Raw genomic sequence first — 16,953 nt, 5'->3', positions numbered from 1 at the left:
ATTAAGCATTTTTAACTTGAAATTGGGCTTTAGGAAAAAGTTACTGTGTTTGGGTTAAAAGCTTTTCTTTTCCCTTTTACCCTTCCCCTTTCCCCCTTAACCGGAAGGTATTGGGGCGGATCTGGGAACACTAAATGCTAAGGTCTTAAAAATTCAAAAGAATATGATTAGCAGTGTAGTCACCATTCCCGGCTATCAAGTCAGCGAAGAACTCTACAATGGTTCTAGAACCCTAGTGTATCGAGCAGTTCGAGAGACTGACCAACAGCCTGTGGTCATTAAGCTGCTGAAAAATCCTTATCCCAGCTTCATTGAACTTTTGTCATTTCGCAATCAATACACCATAGCTAAAAATCTCAACTTACCTGGAATCATTCAAACCTACAGCTTGGAAACGTACCAGAATGGCTATGCATTGGTAATGGAAGACTTTGGGGGAATTTCCCTAAAGCAATGGGGAACTGTGCCAACCCTGATGGAATTTTTGCACTTAGCGATCGCCCTGTGCAATATATTAGATATTCTCATCCGTCATCGGATTATTCACAAAGATATTAAACCTGCCAATATTTTGATTAATCCAGAAACTCGTGATATCAGACTCATTGACTTTAGTATTGCATCTCTGCTACCACGAGAAACCCAAAGCCTGAAAAGTCCCAATGTGTTGGAAGGGACACTCGGCTATTTGTCACCGGAACAAACCGGACGTATGAATCGTGGCATAGACTACCGCACTGATTTCTATTCTCTAGGCGTAACTTTTTACGAGTTACTGACGGGGCAATTACCTTTTCAATTAAACGACCCAATGGAGTTAGTGCATTGCCATATTGCCAAACTTCCACCATCCCTTCGGGAAGTCAAAAGTCAAAAGTCAAAAGTCAAAAGTGAAGAGATTCCGCAAGTGTTGTCAGATATTGTCAGCAAATTGATGGCGAAAAATGCCGAAGACCGCTATCAGAGTGCATTCGGACTGAAATCTGATTTAGAAATTTGTTTGTATCAACTCCAGCAAACGGGCAAAATTGAAAGTTTTCCCATTGGGCAACGGGATGTTAGCGATCGCTTCATTATCCCTGAAAAACTCTATGGTCGGGAAGAAGAGGTGAAAACTTTGCTAGAAGCATTTGACCGTGTTACTAATCATCAGATGGTTACTGAGCGTAGCCGAAGTACAGAACTGATGTTAGTCGCCGGGTTTTCTGGTATTGGGAAAACAGCGATTATTAACGAAGTTCATAAGCCGATTGCCCAACAACGTGGCTATTTCATCAAAGGCAAGTTTGACCAATTTAATCGGAATATTCCTTTTTCTGCCTTTGTACAGATGTTTCGAGATTTAATGGGGCAATTGAGCCGTGAAAATGATACTCAGTTATCAGCTTGGAAAACTAAAATATTAGCAGCGCTGGGTGATCATGGGCAAGTTATTATTGAAGTAATTCCAGAACTAGAACAAATTATCGGTCAACAACTACCATCACCTAATTTATCTGGAACTGCGGCACAGAATCGCTTTAATTTACTCTTTCAAAATTTTATCCAAGTATTCACTACCAAAGAACATCCTCTGGTAATTTTCTTAGATGATTTACAGTGGGCAGATTCAGCATCTTTGAAGTTAATGCAGTTGCTCGTGGATGATTCAGTAAGGGGATATTTATTATTGATTGGAGCTTACCGAAATCATGAGGTTTCTGCTGCTCATCCTTTGATGTTGGCACTAGAAGAGATTGCTAAAGCCAAAGTCACAATTAATATTATTACACTAGCACCTTTGAGTACAGCCAGTTTAAATCAACTAGTTGCCGATACCCTCAGTTGTTCGCAAGAAGTCGCACAACCACTAACTCAACTCGTGTATCAAAAGACCAAAGGGAATCCATTTTTTAGTACGCAATTTCTCAAAGCGCTACATGAAGATGGACTAATCCAGTTTGATTTCGATCGGGGAATTTGGCAGTGTGATATTCCTCAAGTGAAAGCGTTAGCTCTAACGGATGATGTTGTTGAATTCATGGCATTGCAGTTGCAAAAGTTGCCAACAGCGACCCAGGATGTTTTGAAATTAGCGGCGTGCATTGGTAACGAATTTGATTTAGCAACCTTGGCGATGGCACGAGGCGCAAGCTCAAATAATCTGCCCACAACATCAGAAGCCGAAACTGCAACAGCCCTATGGAAAGCCTTACAAGAGGGGTTAATTCTACCTCAAACTGAAGTTTATAAGTTTTATATAGGTCAAGAAACTCAAACAATTGCAGAGCAAAATTCACAATTAGTTACTTATAAATTTTCCCACGATCGCGTCCAACAAGCTGCTTATTCCCTGATACCTGACGATGAGAAACAAATTACTCACTTCAGGCTGGGGCAGCTACTATTAAATAGTATTTCTCTGAATGAGCAACAAGAGAAAATTTTTCAAATTGTTAGTCAATTAAACATGGGGTTGGGATTACTTACTCAACAGACCGAACGCAATCAACTAGCTGAATTAAATCTGGTAGCTGGACGGAAAGCCAAGGCTTCTACTGCTTACACTGCTGCGGTTCAGTATTTAACACTAGGAATAGAATTGTTAGCAGCAGACAGTTGGCAAAATCAGTATGCTTTGACGCTAGCGCTGTATGAGGAAGCCGCAGAAGCAGAATACTTAAACACCCACTTTGAAAAAGCTATCAGTCTAGCAGACCCGATCTTGCAAGAAACTACACATCTGTTAGACAGAATTAAGACCTATGAGCTAAAAGTTCAAATTTATATTGCTCAAGATCGGCAAGTTCAAGCTATTGAAACAGGGTTAAAAGCATTAGAGCAGTTAAAAATTTCGTTGATATTACCTGATGTAGAGCAGGAGAATCATTTAAAGCAACTACCAGAGTTGACAAGTTTAGCCAATATTCCAGAGATGAGCAATCTAGAATCTCTGGCTGCACTTCGGTTGCTGATTAGCATTACCCCTGCTGTGCATCATGTCAAACCGGATATGTTTCCGTCAGTAGCGCTGACAATGCTCCATCTTTGTCTTGAGCAGGGACATTCATCCTTAGCTGCTTATGTCTATGGAATTTATGGCTTGTTTCTGTGTGCTGTAATCAAAGATGTAGACACTGCCTATCACTCAGGTCAGATATCTCTAAAGCTACTAGAACAATACCATACTAAAGAACTCAGTTCCAAAATTTATATGCTCTTTGGTGTTTTTATCTGTGCTTGTAAGGAGCATGGTCGAAATACACTTAAGTTCTTACGAGAAGGTATGCAGTGTGGGCTAGAAGTCGGAGACATCGAATACGCTAGCTATGCAATGATGGCTGAGTCTGCACATTTATTCCTGGTTGGGGAACCTCTAAATTATGTTGAGAAAAAACAAGCAAAATATATTGATTTACTTTTAAACTTCAAACAAAAGCATTGTGTTGATTATGCCAAGATTTGGCGGCAACTCACTTTAAATTTACTTGGGCAAACCTCCGATCGGTTTCACTTGACTGGGATGGATTTTGATGAGACAGAAATGCTGCTGCATTTTCATAACACTCATAATCATCAATCACTATTTGCCATCTATGTAGCTAAAACAGTTATCCTTTTTACTTTTGAAAAGTATAAACAGGCTGTAACTAATGCAGAGCAAGCTACTGAGTTTGTAGATGGAGCCTTTGGTCTATTACTTGTTGCTGGACATAACTTTTACTATTCTTTGTCCTTACTTGCAAGGTATTCGAGTTGCGATAGCGAAGCGCTGCTGCCTTCAGCAGTTCGCAATCAACAGGAACATTGCTTACATCAAGTAGCTACCAACCAGAAACTCATGCGCTACTGGGCCGATAATGCTCCTGCTAATTTCCAGCACAAGTATGATTTAGTTGAAGCAGAAACAGCGCGAGTGATGGGAGATACACTCAAAGCAATGGAGTATTACGATCGCGCCATTGCAGCAGCTAAAGAAAACGGCTACCTCAACGAAGAAGCACTTAGCAATGAGTTGGCAGCTAAATTCTACCTCAACTGGGGTAAAGAAAAGGTGGCTCAAGCCTACGTCCAAGAAGCCTACTACTGCTACGCTCGTTGGGATGCCAAAGCTAAAATCGATGACTTGGAAACACGTTATCCGCAATTACTCCAACCTATTCTGCAACAAAAGCAATTCACTATCCAGCCTTTAGAAACCCTCGCTATCCCTGCCCGCACGATTCATCAACCAACGCAAACATCTAGCTCCAGCAGCACTTCTATCTCTGAAGCCTTGGATTTTGCCACCATCCTCAAAGCCTCCCAGAGTCTTTCTAGGGAGATTCAATTAGATAAATTGCTCATTAACTTGCTCAATGCGATTATCACCAATGCTGGGGCCAGTAAATGTGTACTGATGTTGATGCAGGAGAATGATTTGCAAGTAGAAGCGATCGCTCAACTAGGACAAGAACCCAGCATTGGACTAGCACTGCCAATAGATCGGAGTTTTGATATTCCTGTCAGCCTGATTTACATTGTCAAACGCAGTCTACAATCCCTTGTCATCGCTGATGCCAGAATAGAGGCTGTTCTGGTGGCTGATTTCTACATCACGAAGCACCAGCCCAAAAGCCTACTGTGTAATCCCATCGTGCATCAGGGTAAACTGCTGGGAATTTTATATCTAGAAAATAACCTGGCTACGGAAGCATTTACACCAAGCCGATTGGAAATTGTCAAGCTCTTATCATCCCAAGCTGCCATTTCGATCGAAAACGCTAATCTTTACAATACTCTCGAACAGAAAGTTAGCGATCGCACTCAACAACTTTCCCAAGCCTTAGAAGAACTCAAAACGACTCAAGATCAGCTTGTAGAATCCAAGAAAATGGCTGCTTTAGGTAGCCTTGTCGCAGGGGTTGCTCATGAAGTTAATACTCCTGTTGGGACTAGCATCACACTGGTATCAACCCTGATTGATAAAACTACCGCTCTCATCACCACAGTTGAGCAGGGACAGCTGAAACGGGCAGATTTAACCAACTACCTGAACATTGCTAAAGAATGTGGAGACATTATTTTGACAAACCTTAATAGTGCCGCAGAATTGGTGCAAAGTTTCAAACAGGTTGCTGTCGATCAAACCAACCTGGAGCGACGCACTATTAGGGTTAAAGTTTATCTAGAAGAAACGCTTTTTAGTTTGGCACCAAATTTAAGAAAAACACTACATACGGTAACTATAACTGGCGATGATACTGTAACCATTAACACTTATCCAGGAGCATTGGCACAAGTTGTCACCAATTTGGTGATGAACTCTCTCATGCACGCATACCAGCCCGAAGAAGCTGGGGAAATGCACTTTCATGTCTTACAGCAAGCCGATCGAGTCATTATTCAGTATCGTGATGATGGCTGTGGTGTTCCTGAAGAGTATCACAGCCGCATTTTTGAACCTTTTTTCACCACAGCAAGGCATCGCGGTGGAACAGGACTAGGATTGCATATTGTCTACAATCTAGTCACCCAAAAATTGCGGGGAAGAATCAATGTGCAAAGCGAAGTCGGGAAGGGAACTCTATTTATAGTAACCCTTCCACTTGAGCCACAGGTTACTCCATGAACGCCAGAATTAGGGACGATCGAATATGCCCAGTGAAAATCAAGGGGTTTCCAACTCAGAAACTGATGCTTTTTTTGTCTTTGCAGACAACGATGATACATTTATCTTTGCAGATGACAATGGCGGACAAGCAAGCAATGATAGCGGTTCCCAAGCGGTTTCAAACTCTCCACCAGCACCTGTAGCAGTTTGGAAAGTCTTGATTGTGGATGACGATGTATTAGTCCATCGAGCCACAATTCTGGCACTCGAAGATTGCACTTTTGAGAGTAAACCTCTGACGTTTCTCCATGCCCACTCTGCTACAGAAGCAAAGTACTTAATCCAGACACATCCTGATACGGCGTTAATTTTGCTGGATGTCGTTATGGAAACAGATGATGCTGGATTACAAGTGGTTCAGTATATTCGGGCAGAATTGCACAATCACAAAGTACGAATTATATTACGTACAGGTCAGCCTGGAGAAGCGCCAGAAGCGTCGGTTATTTTGAATTACGATATTAACGACTATCGGCTCAAAACAGAACTGACACGGCAAAAGCTGATTACAGTGGTGATTTCTTCCCTTCGTTCCTACGGTAATATCCTCAAAATAGAGAAGCAAAATTCTGAACTAACCCTCGCCCTAGACCATCTTCAACAAACTCAAGCTCAACTAATTCAAGCAGAAAAAATGTCGTCTTTGGGACAAATGGTTGCAGGCGTTGCCCATGAAATTAATAATCCGACAAACTTCATTTATGGCAACCTGTTTCACACAGAAACTTATGTGCAGTCTCTGTTAAAACTCGTCAAAACCTATCAAGAACATTATCCCACTCCAGTGGAGGCGATCCAAACTATAGCAGAGTCTATTGATTTACCGTTTTTAATGGAGGATTTACCCAAACTATTCGACTCAATGCAAGCTGGAACTGAGCGTATTAAACATATTGTTGAATCACTGCGTAACTTCTCCCGCTTAGATGAAGCGGGAATTAAACCAGTAGATATTCACTCCGGCATTGAAAGCACTCTGTTAATTTTACAACACCGACTCCAAGCTAATGATAAGCATCCAGAGATTGCGATCGTTAAGGAATATGGTCAACTGCCTTTAGTTAACTGCTATGTTGGTGCCCTCAATCAGGTATTTATGAATATCTTGAGTAATGCAATTGATGCTTTGGAAATGGGGACTGGCGACTGGGGAATAACAAGTGAAACATTTTCCCTGCCGACAATTCACATTCGGACTGAAATTCAGGATGCTGATAGAGTCCTGATTCGCATCACTGACAATGGTCTAGGCATGAGTGAAGCAATACTTAAGAGAATATTTAATCCTTTTTTTACCACTAAGCCTGTGGGCAGTGGTACAGGTTTGGGATTATCGATTAGTTACTCGATTGTGGTGGAACAGCATGGAGGTAATTTAACCTGCTCTTCTGCGCCAGGCAAAGGTACAGAGTTCGTCATCGATATTTTTATTTAAAGTTAGTTTTTATTACTACCAGCAACCGCAAAACTGATGACAATCCATTAGAACACGAATTCAAGGTTGATTCTTAAGGAAGATTGACTAAAAAACTACTTAGGAGTCAAAGTAATGACTGTGGATCTAGCTGAAAGATAAAGTTGACTTCAGACATGGAAGAAGTGTATTTCGTGGGAATATTCTGAATTCTGACTTAATAATATGAGCACAAATCTAACTCAGAAATTCTCCCAACCCATAGTAGAGAAAGTTGCTATTGTCGGTGCTGGCCCAGGCGGTTTAGCTGCGGCGATCGCACTGAGAAGCCAAGGGATAGAGGTTCAAGTATACGAAAAAGCCCAAGAATTTCGTCCGGCAGGAACTGGACTAGGGCTGGCTCCCAATGGCTTGCATTCTCTAGATGCGATCGCACCGGGAATTGTCGAAACCCTCAAAAGTTCAGGATGCGAAGTTCACCACACGGTTTTACAGAGTATTCAGGGAGAGACAATCCGAACTAACGCAACTAAATATTTAGAGCAATACGGGCAACCGTTGTTAACTATTTGGTGGTATCGTCTACAGCAAGTCTTAGCATTGAGATTGCCGTCTGACATCATTCACCTCAATCATCGCTGCATCGGCTTTGAGCAAGATGCAAACGGTGTGGAAATTCATTTTGATGGCGAAAAATCGGTATATGCAGATTTGCTGATTGGGGCTGATGGCGTTAACTCTGTCATCAGAGAAACTTTATTTGGCGAGGGTAAGCCTAATTATATCGGTAGTATGTGTTGGCGTGCCGTCATTAAGTATCGCCACGAGCTATTTAATGACTATGAACTAGTTTTTGTCAAAGGCAATCAACAGTTTATGTACCTTCTGAATGTAGGCGGCGGCTATACCAGTTGGATTAGTCGGAAGTTCTCGCCTGAGTACTCCCTTTCGCACAGTGCTGATGAAGTGAAGTCTCGTATTCTCCATGAATTAGCCGACTGGGATGAATCCTTTCGGGTGGTGGTAGAAGCGACACCAGCCGAGGAAATTTGGGAAGGACCAATTTGCGATCGCCCACCGTTAACTCAATGGAGTCAAGGCAGAGTCACTCTCTTAGGCGATGCCGCTCATCCAATGGCACCTGCAATGGGACAAGGAGCCAATACCACTTTTGAAGATGCATACCAACTACGAGAGTGTTTTTCTGATTCAGCTAATCTGCAAGAAGCTCTGACTAGCTACGAACAGTGTCGCATCGAGCGGACAAAACTCATTCAAGCTCGTAGTGCCTTGGGTGAAATGCGGTACTACGACGCTAATTTTATGGCATCTAACGAGCAGAGGCAAGAGCGGCAAATGAGTATGAATGATGATTTTCACAAATGGATATACAATTTTAAACCATCTGTAAAAAGTTAAATTCTAGTGTGTTATTAACAATACTCCGAACAATTTTGAGTTGAGAGAATCGATAAGAAAGCTATCGAAGCATCAAGGTGCTGATTAGAAAAAACAAACACCGGATCGATAGCCATATGGAAATTGTACAAAGCTTACTGACCAAAATGGGAATTTTCCGCAAACCGCTCCCCCTGCGGTCGAAATGATAAGTCTTTAACCGGACACGATATGAGACACCATGCATTTCTGGAAAAGACATTGTGGCATGTGTAGTAAGAAAGCAAGTATCACTTGATGCTCAATTTAGCTCAAGGGGGTCTAATGATCGATCGCTTTTTGAATCTAATTTTTATCGATTCCTTCGCTGTAGTAATTAACCTGACATTTGGTACATTACTTCGCACTAAAATCTGCAATTATTCATGGGATGGAGTTGTAAATGATGAACTTTCAACACCAGAAAGTAGCGCTAGTTCTTCTAAATCTCCACCATCCTTAGAAGAGGTACAAACCACTCATCTTCCATGAAGCCTGCCTGCTGTAGCGATTCTCATTTGAATTAAATATAGGCTTGATTAGGGGCGTACATCTGTGCGCCTCTGTGAGAATCTATGTTTATATCGATTGTCACAAGCAATAACTAGAATTTTAACGGGAATACGGTAAAATCCAGAAGAACTTTTATTGTTATCAACGCGGGTTAAGGATGGAAGCAAATTTTCTGACGGCTGTTTTTCTGCCCAGGGTTAACCTTGACCTTAGAGGACTTCAAGCGAGTTGTAATCTATCCCAAAGCGGTGGTGATTGGGTTGATGGTGCAGTTGATCGTGTTGCCGATTGTGGGCTTTGGCATTGCGTCAGTATTTCCCCTTGACCCACAATTAGCAGTAGGTATGATGATTTTAGCAGCCTGTCCCGGTGGCGCTACTTCTAATTTTGAATGTGGTTGCAATGGCTTTAGGTTTTGCGATCGCTACTTTAACCCGAAGAAAAGGGTTTTAGCCTTCCTTGATAAGAGCCTTCAGCTTCTGTTTTTGGCAATATTTTATAAGTTGGGATAGATAAGCGCGAAGCGTTCACTAGGCTGAAAGCTTTATTTAGCATACTTTTATCTCATATAGACAAAGGCGAAGACGTTATGGAGGTTTCATTGATATTTCTAGCCTCTTCTGCTAAACCAATTGATGAAAATCTCAAAAAATTAGTAGACGAAATAGAAGCGCAAAGTCGTAGTTTATCAGTTTTAGCAGCGCGTGAATTCCGTTATAGCTTGCGTCAAACTCCGGTAGAAGTGAGCATCAAAGAACCCCGCCAGTTTAACGTACTCGAAGAATTTATCATCCGTGCTGCTATTGAATTTCAACCTCCGCCGACAGAGGATGAATTAGCTTCTGTACTTGGGCTTGATTCTGTATTTATTAAAACTACTACTACAACTCTTCGTTCCTTACAAACTCTATCACCAACATCGCCACTAACAGTTACTCCTGAAGGTCGATCATTTTATGAAAAAGGGTCTGTACCACAGCCGCCATATCCTATACAAATTTATGCTATTGCAGACCCTTTAAGCGACAAGATAACCTTTCAATCTGAATCCTTAAATGAGACAGTAATAAATTTGCCTGATTTGGCAGACTTTATAACTATTGATAATACAATTGCTGATATTACTTCCTTACCGCTTGAGGAAATCCAAAAAAGCATTCAAGCTTCAGGTTTAGCGCTTCATGTTCCAGAAGAAGGAAAAATTGTCACTTCCTCTAAGGTACTAGCTTCAACTCAAACAATTTGGAGAAAGATATCGCTTTTCGTTATCTTTGATGCTCTTGAGAATAAATTGAGTATCCAAATAAGAAATGGAAAGCAAATTTTAGAGTCAGCATCAAATTGGTTAGAATTTCTACACGCTGAGGGTAAAATATCCTTGCAAACGTTATGCAAATTGTCAACTGAAACCATCAATTTTGAACGTGAAGACATTCTCAGGCAGAAAAATACTGAAATAGAAGCTAGACTCGAAAATATTCGCCAAAAAGCGCTAGAAGCTGCCAGAGTAAACAATGTAAAAATAGATAATTCTACTGTGTTAGGTGAAGCTGTACAGTTACGCGATGGAGAAATTAGCAAAGTTTTTTCAGAAGTTTTAAATTCCGCTAAACATCAGATACTAATTTATTCTCCTTGGGTAAATCAGGCAGTTGTCAATGATAAATTTATTACTCTGCTACAAAAATTAGCTAATCGCGGAGTTTGGATTTTAATTGGACATGGCATTGCGCGGCGAGAAGAAGATGAAGATAAACCAATCCCACCAGAAGTAGAGAAAAAACTTCGAGCGATAAAAACACCTGATGGTTTCCCATCCGTACAGGTTTTTTGGTTGGGAGATTCTCATGTAAAAGAAGTAATAGTTGATAAAGAAATCTATCTTTGTGTATCTCATAATTTGCTATCTTATCGCGGTGATTATTTACCACGAGGTGAGTCAGTTTATAAAGTTACAATTCCCCTTCAAGTCCAGGAAGCTTATGAATTTCTTGCTAATCGCTTCCAAAATCACGCTCAAAAATTATGGCAAAATGCTCTAGAAAACCGCGATTCTAAACTTGCAATAGAGTCTTTATGTGTATCGGGTGCGCTAGGTATGGAAGATATTGCACTCCAAGAGATACAGACAAATAATTGGTTCGAACTTCTGCCTGTATGGTTGAATGTAGCGCTACAGGGATTAAAGTCGAAAAACCTATCAGGTGATTCAGCAAGTTTCAAAACTGCACTTTCGTTGCTGAGTCAAGTTTCTATTGAAGAAGCTTTTATTGAGCAATTGCAACAGGGATGGCGGAAAGTTATCGGCGCGATCGCAATTAACAATCCCGAAACTGCTTTAAACTTACTTAGTGATGAAGTCTGGGCACAGTTTATACGTCTCAAGATTGTTCAAGAGAGTGATTCACCCAATGATTTTATTTTGTCCCGTACCTAACCTACACTAGGATATTTTTCATACTCCAATAGTAAGAATTTATCAAAGACAGCCCAGAAATATACCTAGCTTGCATTTCGCGGAGATTGTCAATTAAATGATTCTTAACCTTTGATTGACTTAAAGATAGATCCAGAGATTCGTCTTGTTCGATACAATTTATAGGTAGAGAGAGCCGAGGAGAACAAGGTGGTCTTATTAAAAGGCTTTGAGATTGAGATGTACACAGGCACGCCTCAAGGTGAAATCGTCGGTCTCTCCGACAAAATTGTTGCGGCTTTGGATGGATTTATGCGCGAACCAGATAGCCGCAACGTCGAGTACATAACTCAACCATCCCATAATTACGAAAATTTATTGTGTGCCTTGCTGCGTCCCCGGCGGGAGTTGCGAAACTACCTCAATCGTTTGGGCGATTACACCCTGATACCAGGGAGTACTTTATCTTTGGGTGGGGGCGATCGCTTTCTCCGTTCCGATCCAGCAAACCCGTATCATGATTACATTGAGAATACCTACGGCACGAAAGTAGTTACCGCTAGCGTACACATCAATATAGGCATCAGTGACCCAGAAGTATTAATGCGGGCATGTCGAGTCATCCGTATGGAAGCGCCCCTATTTCTCGCCCTCAGCGCCTCATCTCCCTTCTTGGATGGCAAAGCTACTGGCTATCACTCCACCCGTTGGGGCGTCTTCCCACAAACGCCTAGCCATGTCCCCTTATTTGCCAGCCACGCCGATCATATCCAGTGGGTAGAAGATCAACTCGTTGCCGGAACCATGCAGAATGTGCGGCATTTATGGGCATCGGTGCGACCAAATGGCGATCGCCGTCCTTATGACTTGAATCGCCTAGAATTGCGAATTTGCGATTTAGTTACAGATCCTATTGCCTTACTGGCGATTACTGCCTTATTAGAAGCGCGTTTGTTACAAATAATCGAAAATCCCAGCATCGATCCGTTAACCCAAAGTACTTTCTCTGCTGAAGAACTTGTTACTCTGACTGCTGACAACGAAGCTGCTGCTGCTGCTGGTAGTCTCGATGCTCATTTAAGGCATTGGCAAGATGGTAGAAATATCTTAGCCAGAGATTGGATTGCCGAAATTTACCAAGATGTTTGGGCGATCGCCAAGCAACAAGGTTTTAGCTGTTTCCTTTCCCCTTTACACAAAATCCTCCGCGAAGGCAATGAAGCTCAACAGTGGTTGCAATTACACGCAGTCGGTTTTGACACCCACCGCGTCATCACTCAGGCTATTATCGCCACCCAAGAACGCGAAATCGAACTCGAAGACAAATTATGTTCGTCTCTGCTGGGTTAACTCAAAAGGCATTGGGGATTGGGTATTGAGAAAATACTTTGTTTATCCCCTTATCCCCCTACTCGCTACTCCCAACTCCCGTCTTCATACAAATGGTAGATTTTATTGCAGGCACTACCAGCCCTAAAAGACACAAGTACTTACCCTTTTTACACAAAACTTAATATTTACCGATTGTAGCCAAATATCCTCTCAGGCATTGCTCTGGGATGGTTTGTACTTCGTTTTAAAAATCTAATCGATAGATGATGCTTGATTATTATTAACAAAACCTATGAATAGCCTCTACCTTTTGGTAGATTTAACATTGACAATAAATTGTTTTATACAATACGTAAATTGTACGGATAATGCCTCAGGTAGTTTTAGTTAACCCGCAGATACCTCCTAATACAGGTAATATTGCCCGTACTTGTGCAGCTACGGGTACAGAGTTGCATTTGGTGGGGCCTTTGGGATTTGAAATTAGCGATCGCTACCTCAAAAGAGCCGGCTTAGATTACTGGCCTTATGTCAAACTACACTATCACGAATCACTAGAAGCCTTTAAAACCGTACATCAGAGGCGTGGCGGCAGATGGTTGGGTTATACGGTTAATGGAAATTGTAATTATGTAAGCTTTCAGTTTCAACCTGATGATTGGCTACTTTTTGGTAGTGAAACCACGGGTTTACCACCAGCAATTTTGTCAGATTGCGATGCTACCCTCTATATTCCCATGAGCCAACCGGGGGTTCGCAGCTTGAATCTGTCAGTGAGTGTAGCAATTGGTTTATTTGAAACCCGTCGTCAGTTAGGCTATTTACAATAGTTGCTTACATTCCTGGTTATAAGTGTATCTACTTATGAGCTTTCCAGAAACCTATTAGACGATTTATTTGTGACTGCAAAAATTTTCTTGGTGACAGCAAGAATATGTAAAACAATATACCAAAAATTAAGTTTATTCGCGAAATGTAGTGGAAGATACTTACAATTATAGTAAGGTTATTATAAGAAATTTGTATATGAAACTTGGGATATTGCCAAATTTGAATGATAGATTTTGATGAATTTAAAACATCCTAAACTAGGAACGAAATTGCTAAAATCCAGTCATGTATTACATTTGAGCTATTTTTGCTCAATCAAGGACAGAAATCAGCCCAAAAGTAGCCGATAGTTAATACGGTTGTTTTTTAGGGAATAATCAACGTAAAGTCTCGTGTTGAGAAGACGGATGGGGTAGAAATATCTTGAAGATATCTACAGCAGGGGGCATAACTTTTCCAGAAGTCGCCGCAATTTAATTTTCAGCAGCGACTTGGACTTGGCAAATTTGTCCAGTCCCCGCGATTGACGCAAGACAAGCGCGGATAATGGTAAAGAGTAAAATCGTCCTAAGTGGTGTTAGGAGTGGTTCGGACAAGTAAACACAGCAAAATTTAAGTTTTGCAAACAGATGTGAACTTGTCTAAATCAGAGAAGCAGGTTAATCTTGCGTAAGCATCTCTGGTGAATGTGATCTCGATCTATCATTTGTTGCGATCTAAATCATTGACTAGTATCCAACTGAAAAATCGAGGTTAGTTAAGCGCTAGTGATCGTAAGGAGGTCGTCTTTGAAACGAGCATTGAAAAAGAGAGTAAAAGCTGTGTTGAACAATACCCCTAGCAGCGATGATGCCCCGGTAGAACTGCTAAATGTGATGAATCCAAAAGTTAACAGCCGGGTGCGGACAAAAGCGGCGATGATTGGCTTGGCAATCTCTATGGGAGCAACCAGCCTTTTGGTGACTCGACAAAGCGATCAAGCCCAAGCAGCGGTGCCAGTAGGTAGCCAAAAGGCAACTTCAGCGATTCCTGCTGTTCCTGACACCCAGGTGAAATTCGCCTCCACTAAGCTAGAGTCCCAAGCAGTCTCATCAGCGAGCGTGCCGGAAAATCCTGTAATCGTGGAACCAACGGCAGTCTCACAAGTGCCTGGGCTTGAAGCTAAATGGCAAGTCGCGGCAAGTGGAATATCTTTGCAAGTTCCTGCATCAAACACGTTTTCTCAAACAAACGCAGGCTATAAAAATTCCACTTACCTGAAGCCCCAAGTGGCGCAGGGATTGAACAATACTTTAGCCGAAACTAGTTTTCCAACAGTCAATAAGCTGTCTGACTATAGTGCTGATGGTGTTGATAGTACAAATACATCACTAACTGCCCAGCCACAAACAGTGGCAACATCTGGCGCAGCAAACAGTGAAATAAATGCACAACTTAAGGCGCAACAAGAGTTCGCACTAAATCGCTTACAAGAAAAATCGAACCGTTTGAGAAAGAGTCTGGCGCAGTTGCAGTCTGGAGAAACCAAAAATTTATCACAAGCTGATATAGAATTGGCGCAGCCGACAACTGTAGTTGAGAAAACTGCATTAGCAGCCCAGTTAGACACTTCTAGCGATGTAAGCCAAGCGAACCTGATATCGAAGTTAAAACAGAAGACACAGACAAGTGCATCTGTACCAGCGGCGCCAATAGTGATTGCCTCCTCGACACATGCAGCTTATGAAGTTAAACCTGGAGATACACTAGCAGCGATCGCCAGCAGATACAACACTTCAGTATCAGAACTAGTTAAAGCAAATAACCTCAATAATCCCAATGAACTGCGAATTAGTCAAAAACTAGTTATTCCTGCTGTTCAAATTCCTGCCGTTCAAGTTGAGGCAACTGTAGCGAGTCAGCCCACTTTTGTAGAGCCTAGCAAAACTCCAAAAGTAGCTACCTCCCCTTTGAATATTGGCAGTGCTAACTCATATCTACCTAGTTCACCATCGCCAACTATTGCCGATAACAGTAGCGTTACCGTCCCTACACCGGTAACTGTACAGATTCAGGCAAATAGTGCGACCGAATTAGAAACTGCCCCCCTGCCTACAGCTAAATCTTATGGCGTCGGTGGTGACATTCCAGTGCCACAAGCTTTTGCCGAAATGCAACAGCCTAAGACACCAGCAAATAGGGTAGCAAGGGTAAACAATAACAATAATGACCGTTTGCGGGGCTTACAAGCGGAAATCCAGAGGTTACAGCAGAAATATCGCGCTCAACAGTCTGGTAATTTAGTTGTGCCAGCAGCAGCGATCGAAGCAAATAATGCTGCTATGCTCACTCCTATTTCTACGCCCAATAATTTCAGTGTACCTAAACCTGCATCTAGACCGAATAGTGTAGCAATACCAATTCCAGTTCCGGCACCGATTCGGGCTAACTATAGCGTTCAGCCAATTAAGCCCCAATTCCGTACTACTGTACGTCCTACCGAAGCAGTAAACCCAGAATTCTTGCCTAATCTAGGTTCTGCTAGCCAGTGGGCTCCCTCTCGTACTCAATCTGCCACAAGAGTTGCAACACCTTCTGGAAGAGTAAATGCCTCTGATTCCTTAGGAAAGATGCGAGGAACTACAGTTTCTCCACAGGTATTACCGCCTTTGGCAGCAGTGGATCAATATCTTCCCAGACCCATTGACGAACTTACACCTCCTCCATCTTCCTCAACCTTAGCTTACACCTGGCCAGCAAAGGGCACCCTTACTTCTGGCTATGGCTGGCGCTGGGGTAGAATGCACAAAGGAATTGACGTTGCTAACTCCACTGGCACGCCAGTTGTGGCTTCTGCTGAGGGGACGATACAAAAAGCTGGCTGGAACAATGGTGGCTACGGCAACCTCGTCGAAATCCGCCATCCTGATGGCAGCACGACTCGCTATGCTCATAACAGCAAGATTCTGGTGCAACCTGGTCAGGCAGTACACCAGGGAGAAACAATTGCTTTAATGGGTAGCACTGGTCACAGTACTGGTCCACACACCCACTTTGAAATCCATCCATCAGGCAAGGGTGCTGTTAACCCAATAGCTATGTTACCGGAACGCATATAATTGGCTGTCTGTAACTAAATTATTACCTTGTTAGAAGAGGGAGAGAAGCTCCCTCTTCTACTTTCTATTGAATCAATAGGGATGGAAGTTATAACAAAATTGCAAAAGGGCTAGTCTTATGCAATTTTGTATGCTATATTAGTTAGTGATTTGGAAAGACATGGCTCAGTAGCTCAGTTGGTTAGAGCACGGGACTCATAAGCCTGGGGTCGTTGGTTCAACTCCGACCTGAGCCACTTTAAAAGTAGGATAATATAAGAGTTTCTGTACATTCACAAAT

9 protein-coding genes and 1 tRNA gene are annotated in these 16,953 nt (G+C 42.1%); all 10 read left to right on the top strand.

Annotation, left to right across the window (positions count from 1 at the left end):
• Positions 1 to 163 precede the first annotated feature (163 nt).
• Positions 164 to 5,590: a trifunctional serine/threonine-protein kinase/ATP-binding protein/sensor histidine kinase gene (locus tag V7K53_RS18775; RefSeq protein ID WP_335198976.1), complete on the top strand. Its 5,427-nt coding sequence runs from the start codon at positions 164 to 166 to the stop codon at positions 5,588 to 5,590.
• Positions 5,591 to 5,615: 25 nt separating this feature from the next.
• Entirely contained in the window at positions 5,616 to 7,067 is a 1,452-nt protein-coding gene (locus V7K53_RS18770) for an ATP-binding protein (RefSeq protein WP_335198975.1), read from the top strand.
• Positions 7,068 to 7,271: 204 nt separating this feature from the next.
• The gene (locus V7K53_RS18765) at positions 7,272 to 8,465 is read left to right on the top strand and encodes an FAD-dependent oxidoreductase (protein WP_335198974.1); all 1,194 of its coding nucleotides are present in this window, start codon (positions 7,272 to 7,274) and stop codon (positions 8,463 to 8,465) included.
• 276 nt (positions 8,466 to 8,741) lie between these two features.
• Positions 8,742 to 8,975 carry a hypothetical protein gene (locus V7K53_RS18760; protein ID WP_194043113.1) on the top strand — a complete coding sequence of 78 codons (234 nt, stop codon included), beginning with the start codon at positions 8,742 to 8,744 and terminating at the stop codon, positions 8,973 to 8,975.
• Positions 8,976 to 9,199: 224 nt separating this feature from the next.
• Entirely contained in the window at positions 9,200 to 9,508 is a 309-nt protein-coding gene (locus V7K53_RS18755) for a bile acid:sodium symporter family protein (RefSeq protein ID WP_335198972.1), read from the top strand.
• Between the two features lie 77 nt (positions 9,509 to 9,585).
• Positions 9,586 to 11,433 carry a hypothetical protein gene (locus V7K53_RS18750; protein ID WP_335198971.1) on the top strand — a complete coding sequence of 616 codons (1,848 nt, stop codon included), beginning with the start codon at positions 9,586 to 9,588 and terminating at the stop codon, positions 11,431 to 11,433.
• Positions 11,434 to 11,622: 189 nt separating this feature from the next.
• Positions 11,623 to 12,762, top strand: coding sequence for a glutamate--cysteine ligase (gene gshA / locus V7K53_RS18745; protein WP_335198970.1), 1,140 nt, complete (start codon positions 11,623 to 11,625; stop codon positions 12,760 to 12,762).
• Positions 12,763 to 13,112: 350 nt separating this feature from the next.
• Complete coding sequence (locus V7K53_RS18740; protein ID WP_335198969.1) at positions 13,113 to 13,574, top strand: tRNA (cytidine(34)-2'-O)-methyltransferase; 462 nt, start codon at positions 13,113 to 13,115, stop codon at positions 13,572 to 13,574.
• A 789-nt stretch (positions 13,575 to 14,363) separates the two neighbouring features.
• The gene (locus V7K53_RS18735) at positions 14,364 to 16,673 is read left to right on the top strand and encodes a peptidoglycan DD-metalloendopeptidase family protein (protein WP_335198968.1); all 2,310 of its coding nucleotides are present in this window, start codon (positions 14,364 to 14,366) and stop codon (positions 16,671 to 16,673) included.
• A gap of 162 nt (positions 16,674 to 16,835) precedes the next feature.
• Positions 16,836 to 16,909, top strand: a tRNA-Met gene (locus V7K53_RS18730).
• Positions 16,910 to 16,953 lie beyond the last annotated feature (44 nt).

It is taken from the genome of Nostoc sp. (genome assembly GCF_036917355.1).
Lineage (GTDB): Bacteria > Cyanobacteriota > Cyanobacteriia > Cyanobacteriales > Nostocaceae > Nostoc.
The sequence above is the reverse complement of the archived record's forward strand: the minus strand, read 5'-3'. Positions and strand labels throughout refer to the sequence as shown.

What these genes read in the sequence shown, in the direction of transcription:
- V7K53_RS18775 (WP_335198976.1), top strand. Translation starts at nt 164, where the DNA reads ATGATTAGCAGTGTAGTCACCATTCCCGGCTATCAAGTCAGCGAAGAA.
- V7K53_RS18770 (WP_335198975.1), top strand. Translation starts at nt 5,616, where the DNA reads ATGCCCAGTGAAAATCAAGGGGTTTCCAACTCAGAAACTGATGCTTTT.
- V7K53_RS18765 (WP_335198974.1), top strand. Translation starts at nt 7,272, where the DNA reads ATGAGCACAAATCTAACTCAGAAATTCTCCCAACCCATAGTAGAGAAA.
- V7K53_RS18760 (WP_194043113.1), top strand. Translation starts at nt 8,742, where the DNA reads ATGCTCAATTTAGCTCAAGGGGGTCTAATGATCGATCGCTTTTTGAAT.
- V7K53_RS18750 (WP_335198971.1), top strand. Translation starts at nt 9,586, where the DNA reads ATGGAGGTTTCATTGATATTTCTAGCCTCTTCTGCTAAACCAATTGAT.
- V7K53_RS18740 (WP_335198969.1), top strand. Translation starts at nt 13,113, where the DNA reads ATGCCTCAGGTAGTTTTAGTTAACCCGCAGATACCTCCTAATACAGGT.